Source organism: Cupriavidus basilensis, from assembly GCF_000832305.1.
GTDB lineage: Bacteria > Pseudomonadota > Gammaproteobacteria > Burkholderiales > Burkholderiaceae > Cupriavidus > Cupriavidus basilensis_F.
Window position 1 is genome coordinate 1,323,913 of sequence record NZ_CP010536.1, and the last position, 17,795, is coordinate 1,341,707.

Consider the following 17,795-nt stretch of genomic DNA (forward strand, 5'->3'; position numbering starts at 1 on the left):
TCTTTTATACTTGACCAAAATGATCAAGTACTCCCCAGCATCATGAGACTGACGACCAAAGGCCGCTTTGCGGTAACCGCCATGATTGACCTGGCCATGCGCCAGGATCAGGGTCCCGTTACGCTAGCGGGCATCAGCCAGCGCCAGAAAATATCCCTCTCTTACCTCGAGCAGCTGTTCGGTAAGCTGCGCCGCCACGAGATCGTGGAAAGCGTGCGCGGCCCGGGCGGCGGCTACAGTCTTGCCCGCAAGGCGGAAGACGTGACGGTGGCGGACATCATCATCGCAGTCGATGAGCCGCTCGACGCCACGCAATGCGGCGGAAAGGGTAATTGTAACGGAGATGAGGGAACCGGTCGCTGCATGACCCACGAACTGTGGGCCACGCTGAACCAGAAAATGGTCGAGTATCTCGATTCCGTCTCCCTGAAGAACCTGGTCGACCAGCAGCGCGCCAAGTGTCCCGCGGTGTTGCACGACATGCGCGAGGAGTCGGCTGCGCAAACCGTGGCCGCGCCGATCGGCAAGCCGGACAAGCAGGAAAAGCCCGCGCGTGCGCGGGTGGTGAATTCGGTTTTCAGCCTGGCTCAGTCGTAAGACGGGCAGCCGGCAAGAGAACAGAGAGCAACGTCAAGCATAGCGGTCCCTAAAAGGCAGTCATAACGATGAGCACCCCACATTTCCCCATCTACATGGATTACTCAGCCACCACGCCGGTAGACCCGCGCGTGGCGGACAAGATGATTCCGTACTTGCGTGAACAGTTCGGCAATCCGGCTTCGCGCAGCCACGCCTACGGCTGGGATGCCGAGCGCGCGGTGGAAGAGGCGCGTGAGCAGGTGGCGGCACTGGTGGGCGCCGATCCGCGCGAGATCGTGTGGACATCGGGCGCAACCGAGTCCAACAACCTCGCCATCAAGGGTGCGGCCAATTTCTATTCGGGCAAGGGCAAGCACCTGATCACGGTGAAGACCGAGCACAAGGCTGTGCTCGACACCACCCGTGAGCTGGAGCGCCAGGGCTTCGAGGTGACCTACCTCGACGTGCAGGAAAACGGCCTGGTCGACATCGAAGTGCTAAAGGCGGCGATCCGCCCTGACACGATCCTGGTGTCGGTGATGCTGGTCAACAACGAGATTGGGGTGATCCAGGACGTGGCGCAGATCGGCGAGATCTGCCGCGCCAAGGGCATCATCTTCCATTGCGACGCGGCCCAGGCCACCGGCAAGGTGGCGATCGACCTGAACACGCTGAAGTGCGACCTGATGTCGTTCTCGGCACACAAGACCTACGGCCCGAAGGGCGTGGGCGCGCTGTACGTACGCCGCAAGCCGCGCGTGCGCCTGGAAGCGCAGATGCACGGCGGCGGTCACGAGCGCGGCATGCGTTCGGGCACGCTGGCCACGCATCAGATCGTGGGCATGGGCGAAGCTTTCCGCATCGCCCGCGAGGAAATGGCTACGGAAAACGAACGTATCCGCATGCTGCGCGATCGCCTGTGGCGTGGCCTGTCGGGCATGGAAGAGGTCTACCTCAACGGTGACCTGGAACAACGCGTGCCGCATAACCTCAATGTCAGCTTCAACTTCGTCGAAGGCGAATCGCTGATCATGGCGATCAAGGACGTGGCGGTGTCGTCGGGCTCGGCCTGCACCTCGGCGTCGCTGGAGCCTTCGTACGTGCTGCGCGCCCTGGGCCGCAACGACGAACTCGCGCACAGTTCCATCCGCTTCACGGTGGGCCGTTTCACCACCGAGGAAGAAGTCGATTACACCGTGGAACTGCTCAAGAGCAAGATCGCCAAGCTGCGCGATTTGTCGCCGCTGTGGGAAATGTTCAAGGACGGTGTGGACCTGAATTCCATCCAGTGGGCCGCGCACTAAGCACCAAGCGCCAAGACCCACGCAAGACCCCATAAATACCGATACGCCAAGAGGTAGCCAAAATGTCATACAGCACCAAGGTTCTCGACCACTATGAAAACCCCCGCAACGTTGGCTCGTTCGACAAGAACGACGACGCGGTGGGCACCGGCATGGTTGGCGCGCCCGCTTGCGGCGACGTCATGAAGCTGCAGATCAAGGTCAACGAAGCTGGCGTGATCGAAGACGCCAAGTTCAAGACCTATGGCTGCGGCTCGGCCATCGCGTCCTCCTCGCTCGTGACCGAATGGGTCAAGGGCAAGACCGTGGATCAGGCACTGGAAATCAAGAACACGCACATCGCCGAAGAACTGGCGTTGCCGCCGGTGAAGATCCACTGCTCCATCCTGGCCGAAGATGCCATCAAGGCAGCGGTCGAGGACTACAAGAAGAAGCACGAAGGCGCCGAGCAGAAGGCCGCCTGAGTTCCGCGTTCAATCAAGGGATGAAGCAGCGATGATCACGCTTACCGAGAAGGCCGCCAAGCATGTGGCGCGCTACCTGGACCGCCGCGGCAAGGGCGTTGGCCTGCGCCTCGGCGTCAAGACCACCGGCTGCTCGGGCCTGGCCTACAAGCTGGAGTACGTCGACGACCTGTTGCCGGAAGACAGCGTGTTCGAGTCGCACGGCATCAAGGTGATCGTCGATCCCAAGAGCTTGCCGTATATCGACGGCACCGAGCTCGATTTCGCGCGCGAAGGCCTGAACGAGGGGTTCCGCTTCAACAACCCCAACGTCAAGGATGAGTGCGGCTGCGGAGAGTCGTTCCGGGTTTGAGCGTGCTGGCATCAGTACGCCGGATACGATGAAACGCAGCATTGCCGGCTTTCACCAGGACGAGGAAAGCCACTGGGTGGCGGAACTCGATTGCGGGCATGGCCAGCATATGCGCCATGACCCGCCCTGGCAGATGCGTCCGTGGACGCTGACGCCGCAGGGGCGTGCGGCCAGGATGGGCGTGCTGGTGAACTGCCTGAAATGCGATCGGGCGGAACCGCCGGCGGATTGGGCGGGCGGCAGCGCAAAGCGCGCTGCCTGACCGGATCAGCCGCCACATTGCTGCGGCCCGTGCCGCGCGGTCAGCGTGCCGCTTTCACGCTGAAGGAAGTTCAAAGGGGCGGCGCAGCCGCTCCTTTTTGTTGGGGAAGGTGTTGAAAGACGATTATTTCGCGCTGTTCGGCCTGCCGGTCGGATATGCAGTCGACGAAGCGGCGCTGGATGCCGCTTACCTGACCGTGCAATCGCAGGCGCACCCGGACCGCTTTGCCAACGCCGGCGATGCCGAGCGGCGCGTGGCCATGCAATGGGCCGCGCATGCCAACGAGGCATACCGCACGCTGCGCCAGCCGCTCAAGCGCGCGATCTACCTGCTGACGCTGCGTGGCGTGGACATCCAGGCCGAGAGCAATACTGCCATGGCGCCCGCCTTCCTGATGCAGCAGATGGAATGGCGCGAGGCCCTGCAGGAAGCGGTTGAAGACAATGATGTTGCGCGCCTCGATGCGCTGCTGCGTGCGTTGCGTGGCGAGAAGCGCGAGCGCCACGCGGCGCTGGGTGCGCTGCTCGATGCCGGCGATAACGCGGGTGCCGGCAGCGCGGCCAGGCAATTGATGTTCATCGAGAAAATCGAACACGATACCAGCGAGGCGATCGACCGCCTGGAAGGCTAGCGTTCCCCGAGGGACTCCAGCGCCGCCAGGCAAGTTCGCCCCAGCCATGCCACAATGGCGCCCCGGCGCAAAGCCGGCCTGTGCGACGGGCCGTTTTTGCCACCGCACGAATAAAGAAGATTCATCATGGCACTGCTCCAGATCTCCGAACCCGGCATGTCGCGGGCACCCCACCAGAAGCGGCTCGCGGTCGGCATCGACCTTGGCACCACCAATTCGCTGGTGGCGGCGGTTCGCAACAGCATTCCCGAAGTCCTGACCGACGAAAGCGGCCGCGCGCTGCTGCCTTCGGTCGTGCGCTACCTGCCCAAGGGTACGCAGATCGGCTACCGCGCGCAGGAAGAGGCGGTGCACGACGCCAAGAACACCATCGTCTCGGTCAAGCGCTTCATGGGGCGCGGCCTGCGCGACGTCGCGCATATCGAGCACAGCCCCTACGATTTCGTCGACGCGCCCGGGATGGTGCAGATCAAGACCGTGGCCGGCGTGAAGAGCCCGGTGGAAGTCTCGGCGGAAATCCTGGCCACGCTGCGCCAGCGTGCCGAGGATTCGCTCGGCGACGAACTCGTCGGCGCGGTGATTACGGTGCCTGCCTATTTCGACGACGCCCAGCGCCAGGCTACCAAGGATGCCGCGCAGCTCGCCGGCCTTGAAGTGCTGCGCCTGCTCAACGAGCCGACCGCGGCAGCCATCGCCTACGGCCTGGACAACGCTTCCGAGGGCATCTACGCGGTGTACGACCTCGGCGGCGGCACCTTCGATATCTCCATCCTCAAGCTCAGCCGGGGCGTGTTCGAAGTGCTGGCCACCGGCGGCGACTCCGCCCTGGGTGGCGACGATTTCGACCAGCGCCTGATGTGCTGGATCGTCGAGCAGGCTGGCCTGCAACCGCTGTCCGCCGAGGATATGCGCCTGCTGATGGTGCGCTCGCGCACGGCCAAGGAAGCGTTGTCGGCGGCCGATTCGACTGTGATCGATGCCGTGCTGAACAGTGGCGAGATCGTGCACCTGACGCTGTCGGCCACGACCTTCGTCGAACTGACCGCGCCGCTGGTGCAAAAGACCCTGTCGCCCGTGCGCAAGGCGCTGCGCGATGCCGGCGTCGCGGCGGACGAGGTCAAGGGCGTCGTGCTGGTTGGCGGCGCAACCCGCATCCCGTCGATTCGCAAGGCGGTGGGAGACTTCTTCGGCCAGCCGCCACTGACCAACCTCGACCCGGACAAGGTCGTGGCCCTGGGCGCTGCCATGCAGGCCAACCTGCTGGCCGGCAACGGCGCGCCCGGCGAGGAGTGGCTGCTGCTGGACGTGATTCCGCTGTCACTGGGCGTGGAAACCATGGGTGGCCTGGTCGAGAAGATCATCCCGCGCAACAGCACCATCCCAGTCGCCCGCGCGCAGGAATTCACCACGTTCAAGGACGGCCAGACGGCCATCGCCATCCACGTGCTGCAAGGCGAGCGCGAACTGGCGAGCGATTGCCGCTCGCTGGCGCGTTTCGAGCTGCGCGGCATTCCGCCGATGGTGGCCGGCGCGGCACGCATTCGCGTGACGTACCAGGTTGACGCCGACGGGCTGCTGTCGGTCTTCGCGCGCGAGACGCAATCCGGCGTGGAGGCGACCATCACCGTCAAGCCGTCCTACGGCCTGGCCGACGACGAGATCGCCCGCATGCTGCAGGACAGCTTCCGGGAAGCCGAGCACGACATGAAGAGCCGTGCGCTGGCGGAGGAACGCGTGGACGCCGCGCGCCTCATCGAAGCCACGCGCCGCGCGCTGGAACTCGATGGCGACCTGCTCTCGGCCGAGGAGCGCGCCGACGTGGAGCGCCTGATCGCGGCCACTAGCGACATTGCCGCAGGCGAAGATCACCACGCCATCAAGACAGCGGTGGAAGCGCTGTCCCACGGCACCGACGAATTCGCCGCCCGCCGGATGGACCGCTCGATCAAGAGCGCGCTGGCCGGCCGCAAGGTGCAGGACCTGGGCTGATTCCCGAGGCCAATCGCACCCTATCCATATCCAGGACATTCCATGCCACAGATCATCGTATTGCCCCACGTCGAACTCTGCCCCGAAGGGGCCGTGTTTGAAGCCAAAGCCGGTACCAGCATTTGCGACGCGTTGCTCAGCAACGGCATCGAGATCGAGCACGCCTGCGAGAAGTCCTGCGCGTGCACCACCTGCCACGTGGTGGTGCGCGAGGGCTTCGACTCGCTGGAAGAGGCTGAGGAAAAAGAGGAAGACCTGCTCGACAAGGCCTGGGGCCTGGAGCCCAACTCGCGCCTGTCCTGCCAGGCCCTGGTGGCCGACAGCGACCTCACCGTGCAGATCCCCAAGTACACGATCAACCATGCCAAGGAAGAGCATTGAGCGCGGCGCATTCGCCGGCTTGCTCGCCTGACCAGAGCTGACCAGAACTGACCGGAGAGAATTCCCATGAAGTGGACCGACACCTACGACATCGCCGCCGCCCTGTACGACAAGTACCCGGACGTGGATCCCACCACCATCCGCTTCACCGACCTGCACCGCTGGGTCATGGAGCTGGACGGCTTTGCCGATGTGGCCGATCGCTCGGGCGAGAAGATCCTGGAAGCGATTCAATCCGCCTGGATTGAAGAAGCGGAGTAAGGGCTGGAACGAAAAAAAACCGCGCAAAACGCGGTTTTTTTTCGCTGTTGCGGATGCCGGCTCAGCCAGCGACCAGCTGGCCATCCTGCATGTGCACACGTTCCCCGATCTGCACGCCCGGGTCGGCTTGATACGTGAAGGTGCGGTGGCTGCCGTTGTCCATCTGCACGCGGACCTGGTAGCTGGTGTCCTTGCGCACGGTCTTCTCGATCTGGTTGCCGGCAAAGCCGCCGCCCACGGCACCGGCAACGGTGCCCAGGATGCGGCCATTGCCCTTGCCGATCTGGTTGCCGAGCAGGCCGCCGATGACCGCGCCGCCGACGGCGCCCAGGCCACTGGCGGGCTTGGGCGCTTCGATCGGTGTTATGGCTACGACGCGGCCGGCATACGCGCTGCCTTGCGCCGGCTGGCGTTCGGCGTAGGCGCCGTTGTCGTTGCGGCTGGCCGCGGGGCCATAGCCCGCATCGCGGCTGGCGCTGCTGCGCTCCTGGGCGCGGCGTGCAGCGGGGGGTGTCGGTGCGGCCGGGGCGACGGGCGCTTGCGCCAGGTTCGCGGTCTCGGGCGGCCGCGTGGTGCTGCCCGGCGCCGCCAGTTGCGCGGTGTCGGCACCATTGATGGCGCCATTGACGGTGCCATTGGCGGCAACAGGCGCGGTCAGGGACTGCGGCGCTCCCTGCGTGGCCTTGCTGGTGGGCAGCACGCCGGTCATGGCGGCGACCGCGGTCAGGCTGGCGATCACGACGGCTACCGCGGCGGCGCCTACCAGCGGATGCAGGCGGCGTTGGGTGGGCAGGGAAGCGGGCAAGGCAGGCTCGTTGGATTGGTGCAAGGTCGGATTCGACATATTGTTTTCCTCGCAAAACGCAGCCGGTCAGCGGTACTGATGGCTAGCGATTCGATGGACCTAGTTTGGCCCAATTCACGGCCATTTTCCGTTTGATTTTGTAAGTTTCTGTAGGCTGAAATTCTCAGCTGAATCATAGGCTTGGCGGTAAAAGGCATGGCCTTCGCGGGCTGTGTTTGTAACAAGCTCGCAGTCACAAGCAAAAAGCCCCGCCAAAAACCGGCGGGGCTTTTTGCTGTGCGAGGCGGCCCGGCGAGGCCGCCGTGCCGCGTCAGTCCTCGCGGCGCAGATGCGGGAACAAGATGACGTCGCGGATGTTCGGGCTGTCGGTCAGCAACATCACCAGGCGGTCGATGCCGATGCCGCAGCCGCCCGTCGGGGGCATGCCGTATTCCAGCGCACGGATGTAGTCGGCGTCGAAGTACATCGCTTCTTCGTCGCCCGCATCCTTCTGGTCGACCTGCTTGCGGAAGCGCTCGGCCTGGTCTTCGGCGTCGTTCAGCTCGGAGAAGCCGTTGGCGATTTCGCGGCCGGTGATGAACAGCTCGAAGCGCTCGGTGATGCCCGGCTGGGTATCCGAGGCGCGCGCCAGCGGCGAGACTTCCACCGGGTAGTCGATGATGAACGTCGGCTCCCACAGCTGGCTTTCGGCGGTTTCCTCGAACAGTACCAGTTGCAGCGTGCCCAGGCCCGCGTTGAGGAATTGCGGCGCGCCGGTGTTGATGCCGAACTTCTTCAGCTCGGCGCGCAGGAACTCCGTGTCGGCCAGTTGCGCATCGGTATATTGCGGCGCGAACTTCTGGATGGCCTGCGTGATGGTCAGGCGATGGAACGGCTTGGACAGGTCCAGCTCGCGGTCCTGGTAGGTCAGCACGGCGCTGCCGCGCGCGTCGATCGCGGCCTGGCGGATCAGGTCCTCGGTGAAGTCCATCAGCCAGCGGTAGTCCGTGTAGGCCGCGTAGAACTCCATCATGGTGAACTCGGGATTGTGGCGCGGGCTCACCCCCTCGTTGCGGAAGTTGCGGTTGATCTCGAACACGCGCTCGAAACCGCCCACCACCAGGCGCTTCAGGTACAGCTCGGGCGCGATGCGCAGGAACATCTGCATGTCCAGCGCGTTGTGGTGGGTGATGAACGGCTTGGCCGTGGCGCCGCCCGGGATCGGGTGCAGCATCGGCGTTTCGACTTCCATGAAGTCGTTGCTGGCCATGTGCCGGCGCAGCGAGCTGATGGCGTTGGTGCGGGCGCGGAAGGTGGCGCGCGTTTCCGGCGACACGATCAGGTCCACATAGCGCTGGCGGTATTTCTGTTCCTGGTCGGCCAGGCCGTAGTAGTCGCCGGGCAGGGGGCGCAGGCTCTTGGACAGCAGGCGCAGCTCGGTCACCGCCACCGACAGCTCGCCGGTCTTGGTCTTCATCAGCGTGCCGCGGGCGGCCACGATATCGCCCAGGTCCCACTTCTTGAAGGCGGCGTACACGTCTTCACCAATCGCATCGCGGCTGATGTAGAACTGGATGCGGCCCGAGCCGTCCTGCACGGTGGCAAAGCTGGCTTTGCCCATCACGCGCTTGAGCATCATGCGCCCGGCGATGGCGACTTCCACCGGGGTGGCTTCGAGCACGGCCTGCTCGGTCTCGCTGTACTGCGTGTGCAGCGCGGCGGCCTGGTGGGTCGGGCGGAAGTCATTGGGGAAGGCCGGGCCTTGCTGACGCAGGGCCTGGAGCTTCTCGCGCCGTTCCGCGATGATCTTGTTTTCGTCGGCTGCGGCCGGGACGTTGGTCTCGGCGGGAGCGCGGTTGGATTCGGTCATGATGTCTTGGTGAGTCGCTCGGGCCAGGCCCGCGCGAAGTTCATGTATTGCGGATGTCGTCCAGCTCGGTGCTGCCGAAATCAGGCCGCTCCAGGTACGCAGCGATACGCTGTGCGGTGTCGTCGGCCGAGGCCAGCTGATCGTTGTCTTTGAGGTCGCGGAAGCGCTGCACCTGCGCAAAGTCGGCGTTGCGGATGGTGGCCTGCATGCCGGTATCGACCACGCCCGGCGCCAGCGCCACCGCGCGCACGGCGCGTTCCGCCGGCGCCTGCGCGTACTCGGCGTTGATGGAGCGCACGAACATGTCCAGGCCCGCTTTGCTGGCGCAATATGCGCTCCAGCCTTCGACCGGGCGGCGTGCCGCGCCGGAGGAGATCGCCAGGATCTTGCGTGGGCAGCCAAAGCGCTCGGTGTGCGAGAGGAAGGCCGCGCTCATGGTCATCGGCGTGGCCAGGTTGGTCAGCAGATGCTGCACCAGCGCCGGCTCGCGCAGGTTGGCGATGGGGCCGATCGGATCGATCACGCCCGCGTTCAGGATCAGCGTGACGCTGGCAAGCGTTTCCTCGACGACATCGAGGACGCTGCCGAGCCAGGTTGCCGACGGGCCGGCTTGGGAGAGGTCTTGCAAGTGCCAGGCCACCTTGACGCCGCTGGCGGAGGCCGCCCGTTCCAGCTCGGGATTGCGGCTGCGGGACACGCATACCAGGCGGTTGCCCGGTTTGAGCAATGCCTGCGTCAGCGAGGCACCGAGCCCGCGCGAGGTACCCGTGATGATGATCAGATGCGTTGCTGCGGTCGATGCTGCGGTCATGGTCAAGATTGTCCCGGCAGGTGAGAGGCCGCACCTGCCGCCGCCGCACGCCGATCCTTGCCGGGGGCGCGTGGCGGCGGCGCGGCGCCGCTGCGTGGTTACAGCCCTTGCTTCAGGCTGGCTACGATGAAGGGATCCAGGTCGCCGTCCAGCACCTTCTGCGTGTTGGACATTTCCACGTTGGTGCGCAGATCCTTGATGCGGCTCTGGTCCAGCACGTACGAGCGGATCTGGTGGCCCCAGCCCACATCGGTCTTGGACGACTCCAGCTTGTCGGCTTCGGCCTGGCGCTTGCGCATTTCGTGCTCATACAGCCGCGACTTCAGCATCGACATGGCTTCGGCGCGGTTGCGGTGCTGCGAGCGGTCGTTCTGGCACTGCACCACAATGCCGGTCGGGATGTGCGTGATCCGCACGGCCGAATCGGTCTTGTTGATGTGCTGGCCGCCCGCGCCGGAGGCACGGTAGGTATCCACGCGCAGGTCCGCCGGATTGACGTCGACCTCGAACGATTCGTCGACCTCGGGGTAGACGAAGACCGACGAGAACGACGTGTGGCGGCCGCCCGACGAATCGAACGGCGACTTGCGCACCAGGCGGTGCACGCCGGTTTCCGTGCGCAGGTAGCCGAACGCGTACTCGCCCTCGACCTTGATCGTGGCGCTCTTGATGCCCGCCACGTCGCCTTCCGACTCTTCCAGCACTTCGGCCTTGAAGCCCTTGCGCTCGCAATACTTCAGGTACTGGCGCAGCAGCATCGACGCCCAGTCGCAGGCTTCGGTGCCACCGGCGCCGGCCTGGATGTCGATAAAGGCGTTGGCCTGGTCCATTTCGCCGGAGAACATGCGGCGGAATTCCATGTCGGCGACGATGGCTTCGAAGCCGGAAACGTCGGTCTCGATGGCTTCCAGCGTGTCGTCGTCGCCTTCTTCGCGGGCGAGTTCGAACAGCTCGTCGGCACCGCTAAGGTCGTCCGTGAGCTTGCTGAGCACGCCGACCACGCCCTCCAGCATTTTCTTTTCCTTGCCGAGATCCTGGGCCCGCTTGGGGTTGTTCCAGACCTCGGGGTCCTCGAGTTCGCCGTTGACTTCGTCGAGTCGTCCTACTTTGACATCGTAGTCAAAGATACCCCCGTAGATCTTCCGTTCGCGAACGGAGATCAGAGATGGCACCGGAGATGGCGTTGAGGCGTTCTGCTTCCATGATGTTCCTGCGCTTTCAAAACCTTGAATTATAGCGGATCGGGGGCTTTTGCCCCGGCTCTGATCGCGTCTGTTGCGCGATTTCGAACGGTTTGCCCCCTGGAGGGTCTACAGTTGCGGGTGCGTCATGGCAGACTCGAACGCGCCGTCGGCCCAAGGCCGGCCACCCGGCAGGCTTCAAGTCAAGGACAGGGAGGGACGATAAGTACGTGATGAAGCAAAGCAACCACGACAAGACGAACGCGCGGCGCCGAGCGCTTGGCCTGCTGGCCGCCGCCGCGGCGGCGTGCCTGGCCGCGGGCTGCGGCACCCTGGCCAGCGAGCCCGCGCCTGATGGTTACTACCGGGTGCAGAGCGGCGACACCCTGTACACCGTGGCCCGGCGGCACAAGCGCGCCGTGCGCGACCTGGTGCGCTGGAACCAGCTGCCCAGCGCGGACCGGATCGAAGTCGGGCAACTGCTTCGGGTCCGCCCGCCAGTCGGCGCCAGCGCCGGCACGGCGGCTGGCAACGGCCCGGTGGCGGTCGGGGACACCCCGCGGGTGGATAACAGCGCACCGTCGCGTGCGCCCGCCACCAGCATCCGCCTGCAATGGCCGGCCGACGGCCGCGTGACCGCTGGCTATGGGCCGCCTGCCAGCAAGGGCCTGCGTATCAACACGGCGCCCGGCAGCGTGGTGCGCGCGGCCGCCGCCGGCAAGGCCATCCACGTCGGCGACCTGCGCGGCTACGGCATGCTTGTGATCATCAAGCACGACGACAACTGGCTGACGGTGTATGGCAACCTGGACAAGCCCTCGGTCAGCGAGGGCGCGCAGGTATCCAGCGGGCAGGAGGTCGGGCGCATGGGCACGGCCGACAGCGAGCTGCATTTCGAGGTGCGCAACAACGGCAAGCCGGTGGATCCGGCAGGGCTGCTGCCGTCGCGCGGTTAAGCCGCCCGCCAGCCAGGCGCGCTACTGCGCGTGCTCGATCACCATCTGCACCCGTGTGATGCCGTTGAAGGTGTTGTTGTCGAGCCGGTAGGCCACCAGCGCGCTGGCGCCCAGCGAATCCGCATGGTTGAACCAGATCGCGTCAAAGCGCTGGCTGCCGCGCCCTAGCTGCAGCTTCAGGTGCTTGCCCTTGAGCACGCTCTGGCGCAGCACGTCGAACTCGCCGCAGAAGGTGGGCGCCGGGAAGCCCTGGCCCCAGACCTGCTGCTCCAGCAGCGAGACGAATTCCGGGCTGAAGCAGGCATCCTCGATGTCGCCATCGGTCTCGATCACCCGGGCCAGCTGCTCGTCGCTCAGCCATTCGCGCCCCACTGCCTCGAACGCTTCCATGAACTGCCCGAAGCTGTCGGCGCCGAGGGTCAGGCCGGCCGCCATGGCGTGGCCGCCAAACTTCTTCAGCAGGCCGGGATGGCGCTTGGACACCAGGTCCAGCGCATCGCGCAGGTGAAAGCCCGGGATGGAGCGGCCCGATCCCTTGATCGTGTCTTCGTCGCCCGGGGCGAAGGTGATGGTGGGGCGGTGGTATTTTTCCTTGAGCCGCGAGGCCACGATGCCGATCACGCCCTGGTGCCAGGTGTCGTTGAACACGCTGACGGTAAAGCGTGCGGCCGGATCCAGCGCGCCCAGCGGGCCTTCGAGGATCTGCAAGGCTTCCTGCTGCATGCCAGCTTCGATATCGCGCCGCTCACGGTTCATGCCATCGAGTTCCTGGGCGATCTCCCAGGCGCGGTTGGCGTCGTCGGTCAGCAGGCATTCAATGCCTAGCGACATGTCGGCCAGCCGCCCTGCGGCGTTCAGGCGCGGGCCCACGCCAAAGCCCAGGTCGAACGTGTTGGCGCGCGTGGCCTCGCGCCCGGCGGCACGGAAGAGGGCGGCCACGCCGGCGTGCATGCGCCCGGCGCGCATGCGCTTCAGGCCCTGCGCCACCAGGATGCGGTTGTTGCTGTCGAGCTTGACCACGTCGGCGACCGTGCCTAGCGCAACCAGGTCCAGCAGGGTGTCCAGGCGCGGCTGGGTCTGCGCGTCGAACACGCCGCGGCGGCGCAGTTCGGCGCGCAAGGCCAGCAGCACGTAGAACATCACGCCCACGCCCGCCAGGTTCTTGCTGGGGAATTCGCAGCCGGGCTGGTTGGGGTTGACGATCACTGCTGCGTCGGGCAACTGGTCGCCGGGCAAGTGGTGGTCGGTCACCACCACGTCGATGCCGAGCGCATTGGCCGCCGCCACGCCGTCGACGCTGGCAATGCCATTGTCCACCGTCACGATCACGTCCGGCTGCTGCCTGGCGGCCAGGGCCACGATCTCCGGGGTCAGGCCGTAGCCGTACTCGAAGCGGTTGGGCACGATGTAGTCGATGCGCGCCCCCAGCATGCGCAAACCGCGCACGCCCACCGCGCAGGCGGTGGCGCCGTCGCAGTCGTAGTCCGCCACGATCAGCAGGCGCCGGCCCGCGGCGATGGCGTCGGCCAGGTAGGTGGCCGCGTGGTCGATGCCTTTCATGGCAGCCGGCGGCGCCAGGCCGGGCAGTTCGGTGGCGAGCTCGGCCGGCTCGCGCACGCCGCGTGCCGAGAGGATGCGCGCCAGCGTGGGATGCAGGCCGAACCCGGCCAGCTTGCCAGCGTGCTCGGTGGAAAAAGAGCGAACAGCGATTTTTGTCATTGCGGGGTCTTGCGGAAAACCAGGGGATCAGGCGGCATAGGCGAGGTCGGACAGCAGCGCGCGCCAGTCGCCGCGCTGGCCCAGGCCGCGCCAGAACTTGCGCAGGTCGGCGCGGCGCACGGTGAACTCGGCGTAGTGGTTGTCGCCGGACAGCATGAGCGTGACCGCTTGCAACTGCCCGGCTTCGAGGGCGGCCAGGGCGGGCGCGAACCATTCGGCGTCGAGCGTGTGCATGCGCTCGATCCACAGGCCCCAGTCCTGCGCGATATGGGATTCGATGGCGTCGTCCAGCAGCACCATGGCGCTGCCCTGCAGCGCCTGGAGCGCCTTGAACCGCGGCGGCTGGGGCTGGCATGCCGCGCCGCCGGCCAGCGCCACGCCGCGCAGGAAGGCGTCGCCGGTCAGTACCGTGTCCGCCAGGCGCGGCACCGGCTGCAGGGTACCGCCGCCGTGGAGCCAGACCGAATTGACGGAGAACGCTCCCGCGGCTTCCCTGGCCTGGTTCACCGGATGGTCGTACCAGGTCATCTGGATTTCGTTCTGGATCCGGCGCCAGTCGCGGGCGCGCTCGCCGGCCTGCATCCACACATCGATATTGCGGCCGGTGGCCCGCAGCGGGCTGGCGGCCACAAGTGGCCCGAACACGGCTTGCGGGATGTACCAGCGCGCCGGGTGCGGTGTTTCAAGCACAATGCCGGATTCCTGCAGCAGCGCCGCCACCGCGGCGTGCAGGGCGGCGGACTCCTCGGCCCGGATATGCAGCTGAGCCGGGTCCATCAGCACGAGGTGGTCGCGCGCCGCATGGATATGCACCGGCTGCAGGCAGGCCCAGGCCTGGCCATCGTCCGCCGTGGCACCGTTGCCGGCGGCGGTCATGTCGGCCAGGCGCATGTACGGGGCGCTGGGCACACGGGCGGTGTCGAGCCCGGCGCGCCCGGCCAGCCAGCGCTCATGCGGCAGCGCGCGCAGGAAGGGGTCGTCGTGCCGCTCGCGCGGGCCGGGGCTGGCGCGCGTGAGCAACTTTCCCAGCGCCGGCAACTCCAACTGCCGCAGCAGGGCTTCGAGCATGGCGTCGTTGCCCCCACCGTCGGCGTCGATCGCGGCGCCGGGCGGGACAGAAAAGGGCACAATCAGGGTCAGGTGCGTCATCATGGTGCCGAGATTGTAAACTTGCGGCTGGCTGGCGGAGGAAATATCGTCCCCGGCCCGGTTGCGGCAGTGGCGCGAGCGGCGCCACGGGTGTGCGGCCAGCAAGTCATCAGTGGCGTCGGCGGTGTGGCGCCGGCGTTTCTCCTTAACAACAGGAACCCTCTTGAACTTTCCTTACGAGTGGCAGATCGGTTGGCGATACACCCGCGCAAGCAAGCGCGCCAGCCGCAACACCTTTATTTCCTTTATCTCGATGATTTCCATGCTCGGCATCGCGCTGGGCGTGGCGGCGCTGATCGTGGTGCTGTCGGTGATGAACGGTTTCCAGAAAGAAGTGCGGGACCGCATGCTCTCCGTGCTGTCGCACATCGAGGTGGTTGGCCCCGGGGCGCTGCCCGACTGGCAGAAGACCGCCGCCGAGGCGATGCGCAACAAAGAAGTGATCGGTGCTGCGCCCTATGTGGCCGCGCAGGCCATGCTGACCCGCGAGGACGCCGTGCGCGGCGTGCTGTTGCGCGGGGTCGAGCCTTCGGAAGAGCCCAAGGTTTCCGATATCGGCAAGCAGTTCCGGGGCGGCAGCATGGAGCGCCTGGTTCCGGGCGAGTTCGGCATCGCCCTGGGCAATGAGCTGGCCAACGCGATGGGCGTGCAGGTGGGCGACAAGGTCACGCTGGTGGTGCCGCAGGGCACCATCACGCCGGCCGGCGTGCTGCCGAGGCTCAAGCAGTTCACGGTGGTGGGCGTGTTCTCGTCCGGCCATTTCGAGTTCGACAACGCGTTGGCGCTGATCAATATCCGCGATGCCGAAGCCATGTTCCGCCTCGCCGGGCCCACCGGCGTGCGCTTGAAACTGACGGACATGCAGCGCGCCCCCCAGGTGGCCGACGAACTGGCCGGCACGCTCTCGGGCGAGCTTTACCTGCGGGACTGGTCCAAGCAGAACCGCAACTGGTTCGCCGCGGTGCAGACCGAGAAGCGCATGATGTTCATCATCCTGACGCTGATCATCGCGGTGGCGGCCTTCAACCTGGTGTCCACGCTGGTCATGACCGTGACGGACAAGCAGGCTGACATCGCCATCCTGCGCACCATGGGCGCCCAGCCCGGCTCGATCACCAAGATCTTTATCGTGCAGGGCGTTGCCATCGGCTTTATCGGCACGCTGGCGGGGGTTGCCGGCGGCGCCTTGATCGCCTTCAACATCGATGTGATCGTGCCCTTTATCGAACGGCTGTTGCATGTGCAGTTCCTGCCGCGCGACATCTATTTCATCAGCGAACTGCCCTCGGATCCCCGCGTGAACGACATTGCGACCATCGGTATCGTCTCCTTCGTGCTGTCCATCCTGGCCACGCTCTACCCAAGCTGGCGTGCTGCCCGCGTCAACCCGGCGGAGGCGCTGCGCTATGAGTGAAACCCTGATGCACGCCGCACAGGCCGGTAATGCCGCCGACGCCGCCGGCAAGGCCGGCTCGGATATGCCGGTGCTGCTGGCCGAAGGCCTGACCAAGCGCTTCCGCCAGGGTGGCCTGGACGTGACCGTGCTCAAGGGCGTGGATGTCCGGGTCGATGCGGGCGAGAAAGTCGCGATCGTGGGCGCTTCCGGTTCCGGCAAGAGCACGCTGCTGCATGTGCTGGGCGGGCTCGACAACCCGGACAGCGGGCGGGTCGCCTTGAAGGGCCGGCCCTTCACCGCGCTGCGCGAGAGCGAGCGCAATATCGTGCGCAACCGCGAGCTGGGCTTTATCTACCAGTTCCACCACCTGCTGCCCGAGTTCACCGCGCTGGACAACGTGGCCATGCCGATGCGCATCCGCGGGCTGCGCCAGCCCGAGGCGCGCGCGGCGGCGATGACGGTGCTTGAGCGCGTGGGCCTGGGCGACCGGGCACAGCACCGGCCCGGCGAGCTGTCCGGCGGCGAGCGCCAGCGGGTGGCAATCGCCCGCGCGCTGGTGGGCGGCCCGGCCTGCGTGCTGGCCGACGAGCCCACCGGCAACCTGGACGACCATACCGCGGGCGGGGTCTACGACCTGATGCTGGAGCTGTCGCGCACGCTGGGCACCAGTTTTGTCATCGTGACCCACGATCTTGACCTGGCCAGCCGCTGCGATCGCGTGCTGCGGCTGCGCGATGGGCATATCCACCGCGAGCGCTGAGAGCGCCCAGGCACCAGCGGAACCCGCCATGTGGATCGATACGCATTGCCACCTCGATGCCGGCGAATTCGATGCCGACCGTGACACCGTTGCCGCCGCCGCTGCCACGGCGGGGGTGACGGGCATCGTGCTGCCGGCGGTGGCCGTGTCGAACTTTGCCGCGGTGCGGGCGCTGGCGCATCGCCACGCTAGCTGCGTCTACGCGTTGGGGATCCATCCGCTGTGCACGCCAGGCGCGGGGCAGGCCGACCTCGACGCTTTGCGCAGCGAGGCGCAAGCCTCGCTGGCCGATCCGCGCTTCGTCGGCATCGGCGAGATCGGGCTCGATTTCTTCGTGCCCGGCCTCGATGCCACGCACCAGGCCTGGATCTATGCCGAGCAACTCAAGATTGCACGCGAGCTGGACTTGCCGGTGCTGCTGCATGTGCGCAAGTCGCAGGACCAGGTGGCGGCCCAGTTGCGCCGCATCGGCGTGCGCCAGGGCATTGCCCATGCGTTCAACGGCAGCGCGCAGCAGGCGCGGGGATTTATCGACCAGGGCCTCAAGCTGGGCTTCGGCGGCAACCTGACCTTCAGCCGCGCCAACCAGATCCGGCGCCTGGCGACGGAACTGCCGCTCGACGCCATCGTGCTGGAAACCGACGCGCCCGACATCGCGCCCGCCTGGCTGTCCGACGACCAGTTCGGCGAGCAGCACAAGGCGCGCAACACGCCCGCCGAAGTGGCCGGCGTGGCGCGCGTGCTGAGCGAGTTGCGCGAGCTGGATGCCGCGCCGCTGGCGCAGGCGATGTGGCGCAACTCCGTGGCCGCCTTGCCGCGGCTGGGCGCGTTCGCGTCAACCATGTTCCCCGCGGCATTGCCTGCATCGGCCCCGGCCGAAACAATCGGCAACCAACCCGTTTCATCCTGACAAGTCTGGCGGCCGGGAGCGGCCGTATAAGCAGAC

19 protein-coding genes are annotated in these 17,795 nt (G+C 66.2%); 13 read left to right on the forward strand and 6 right to left on the reverse strand.

Annotated elements, in window-relative coordinates; all coding sequences use genetic code 11:
* The first annotated feature begins 42 nt into the window (after positions 1 to 42).
* The 9 genes from iscR (at position 43) to iscX (ending at position 6,223) form a co-directional block, all read left to right on the forward strand.
* Positions 43 to 597 (forward strand): Fe-S cluster assembly transcriptional regulator IscR, encoded by a 555-nt coding sequence (gene iscR / locus RR42_RS06020; RefSeq protein ID WP_043344885.1) that lies wholly within the window; start codon positions 43 to 45, stop codon positions 595 to 597.
* A gap of 62 nt (positions 598 to 659) precedes the next feature.
* On the forward strand, positions 660 to 1,883 hold the full coding sequence (locus RR42_RS06025; protein WP_276288603.1) for an IscS subfamily cysteine desulfurase: 1,224 nt from the start codon (positions 660 to 662) through the stop codon (positions 1,881 to 1,883).
* A gap of 62 nt (positions 1,884 to 1,945) precedes the next feature.
* On the forward strand, positions 1,946 to 2,347 hold the full coding sequence (gene iscU, locus RR42_RS06030) for a Fe-S cluster assembly scaffold IscU (protein WP_006160178.1): 402 nt from the start codon (positions 1,946 to 1,948) through the stop codon (positions 2,345 to 2,347).
* 31 nt (positions 2,348 to 2,378) lie between these two features.
* Complete coding sequence (iscA, locus tag RR42_RS06035) at positions 2,379 to 2,699, forward strand: iron-sulfur cluster assembly protein IscA (RefSeq protein ID WP_017229301.1); 321 nt, start codon at positions 2,379 to 2,381, stop codon at positions 2,697 to 2,699.
* A gap of 28 nt (positions 2,700 to 2,727) precedes the next feature.
* Positions 2,728 to 2,961 carry a DUF3565 domain-containing protein gene (locus RR42_RS06040; RefSeq protein ID WP_043344889.1) on the forward strand — a complete coding sequence of 78 codons (234 nt, stop codon included), beginning with the start codon at positions 2,728 to 2,730 and terminating at the stop codon, positions 2,959 to 2,961.
* A 112-nt stretch (positions 2,962 to 3,073) separates the two neighbouring features.
* Positions 3,074 to 3,592 (forward strand): Fe-S protein assembly co-chaperone HscB, encoded by a 519-nt coding sequence (hscB, locus tag RR42_RS06045; protein ID WP_043351472.1) that lies wholly within the window; start codon positions 3,074 to 3,076, stop codon positions 3,590 to 3,592.
* Between the two features lie 126 nt (positions 3,593 to 3,718).
* Positions 3,719 to 5,581, forward strand: coding sequence for a Fe-S protein assembly chaperone HscA (gene hscA / locus RR42_RS06050; RefSeq protein ID WP_043344892.1), 1,863 nt, complete (start codon positions 3,719 to 3,721; stop codon positions 5,579 to 5,581).
* 42 nt (positions 5,582 to 5,623) lie between these two features.
* Complete coding sequence (gene fdx, locus RR42_RS06055; RefSeq protein WP_043344894.1) at positions 5,624 to 5,962, forward strand: ISC system 2Fe-2S type ferredoxin; 339 nt, start codon at positions 5,624 to 5,626, stop codon at positions 5,960 to 5,962.
* Between the two features lie 66 nt (positions 5,963 to 6,028).
* The gene (iscX, locus tag RR42_RS06060) at positions 6,029 to 6,223 is read left to right on the forward strand and encodes a Fe-S cluster assembly protein IscX (protein WP_006160183.1); all 195 of its coding nucleotides are present in this window, start codon (positions 6,029 to 6,031) and stop codon (positions 6,221 to 6,223) included.
* Positions 6,224 to 6,284: 61 nt separating this feature from the next.
* Here iscX and RR42_RS06065 read toward each other — a convergent pair whose 3' ends face one another.
* The 4 genes from RR42_RS06065 to prfB form a co-directional block, all read right to left on the reverse strand.
* The gene (locus RR42_RS06065; protein ID WP_043344897.1) at positions 6,285 to 7,067 is read right to left on the reverse strand and encodes a glycine zipper 2TM domain-containing protein; all 783 of its coding nucleotides are present in this window, start codon (positions 7,065 to 7,067) and stop codon (positions 6,285 to 6,287) included.
* Between the two features lie 271 nt (positions 7,068 to 7,338).
* Positions 7,339 to 8,877: a lysine--tRNA ligase gene (gene lysS, locus RR42_RS06070; RefSeq protein ID WP_043344898.1), complete on the reverse strand. Its 1,539-nt coding sequence runs from the start codon at positions 8,875 to 8,877 to the stop codon at positions 7,339 to 7,341.
* Positions 8,878 to 8,917: 40 nt separating this feature from the next.
* Entirely contained in the window at positions 8,918 to 9,688 is a 771-nt protein-coding gene (locus RR42_RS06075; RefSeq protein WP_043344900.1) for an SDR family oxidoreductase, read from the reverse strand.
* Between the two features lie 98 nt (positions 9,689 to 9,786).
* Positions 9,787 to 10,891, reverse strand: a protein-coding gene (gene prfB / locus RR42_RS06080; RefSeq protein WP_144409746.1) for a peptide chain release factor 2 whose coding sequence is annotated in 2 segments (ribosomal slippage) — positions 9,787 to 10,809 and positions 10,811 to 10,891 — 1,104 coding nt in all. Because the reading frame shifts where the segments join, the coding sequence is not laid out codon by codon here.
* 211 nt (positions 10,892 to 11,102) lie between these two features.
* Between prfB and RR42_RS06085 the strand changes: the two genes are divergently transcribed.
* Positions 11,103 to 11,825 carry a peptidoglycan DD-metalloendopeptidase family protein gene (locus RR42_RS06085; RefSeq protein WP_043344902.1) on the forward strand — a complete coding sequence of 241 codons (723 nt, stop codon included), beginning with the start codon at positions 11,103 to 11,105 and terminating at the stop codon, positions 11,823 to 11,825.
* A gap of 21 nt (positions 11,826 to 11,846) precedes the next feature.
* On the opposite strand, the gene recJ is transcribed toward RR42_RS06085, so the two are convergent.
* Both recJ and RR42_RS06095 read right to left on the reverse strand, forming a co-directional pair.
* Positions 11,847 to 13,544 (reverse strand): single-stranded-DNA-specific exonuclease RecJ, encoded by a 1,698-nt coding sequence (gene recJ, locus RR42_RS06090; protein WP_043344905.1) that lies wholly within the window; start codon positions 13,542 to 13,544, stop codon positions 11,847 to 11,849.
* A gap of 27 nt (positions 13,545 to 13,571) precedes the next feature.
* Positions 13,572 to 14,696, reverse strand: a complete 1,125-nt coding sequence (locus RR42_RS06095; protein ID WP_043351476.1) for a hypothetical protein — start codon at positions 14,694 to 14,696, stop codon at positions 13,572 to 13,574.
* A gap of 160 nt (positions 14,697 to 14,856) precedes the next feature.
* On the opposite strand from RR42_RS06095, the gene RR42_RS06100 reads away from it, so the two are divergent.
* From RR42_RS06100 to RR42_RS06110, 3 genes are read left to right on the forward strand one after another with little or no spacing between them, the layout of a single operon-like run.
* The gene (locus RR42_RS06100; RefSeq protein WP_043344906.1) at positions 14,857 to 16,107 is read left to right on the forward strand and encodes a lipoprotein-releasing ABC transporter permease subunit; all 1,251 of its coding nucleotides are present in this window, start codon (positions 14,857 to 14,859) and stop codon (positions 16,105 to 16,107) included.
* Positions 16,100 to 16,849, forward strand: coding sequence for a lipoprotein-releasing ABC transporter ATP-binding protein LolD (lolD, locus tag RR42_RS06105; RefSeq protein WP_043344908.1), 750 nt, complete (start codon positions 16,100 to 16,102; stop codon positions 16,847 to 16,849). Before RR42_RS06100 ends, lolD begins: the two co-directional genes overlap by 8 nt.
* A gap of 28 nt (positions 16,850 to 16,877) precedes the next feature.
* Positions 16,878 to 17,759 carry a TatD family hydrolase gene (locus tag RR42_RS06110; RefSeq protein ID WP_043344910.1) on the forward strand — a complete coding sequence of 294 codons (882 nt, stop codon included), beginning with the start codon at positions 16,878 to 16,880 and terminating at the stop codon, positions 17,757 to 17,759.
* Positions 17,760 to 17,795: the final 36 nt, after the last annotated feature.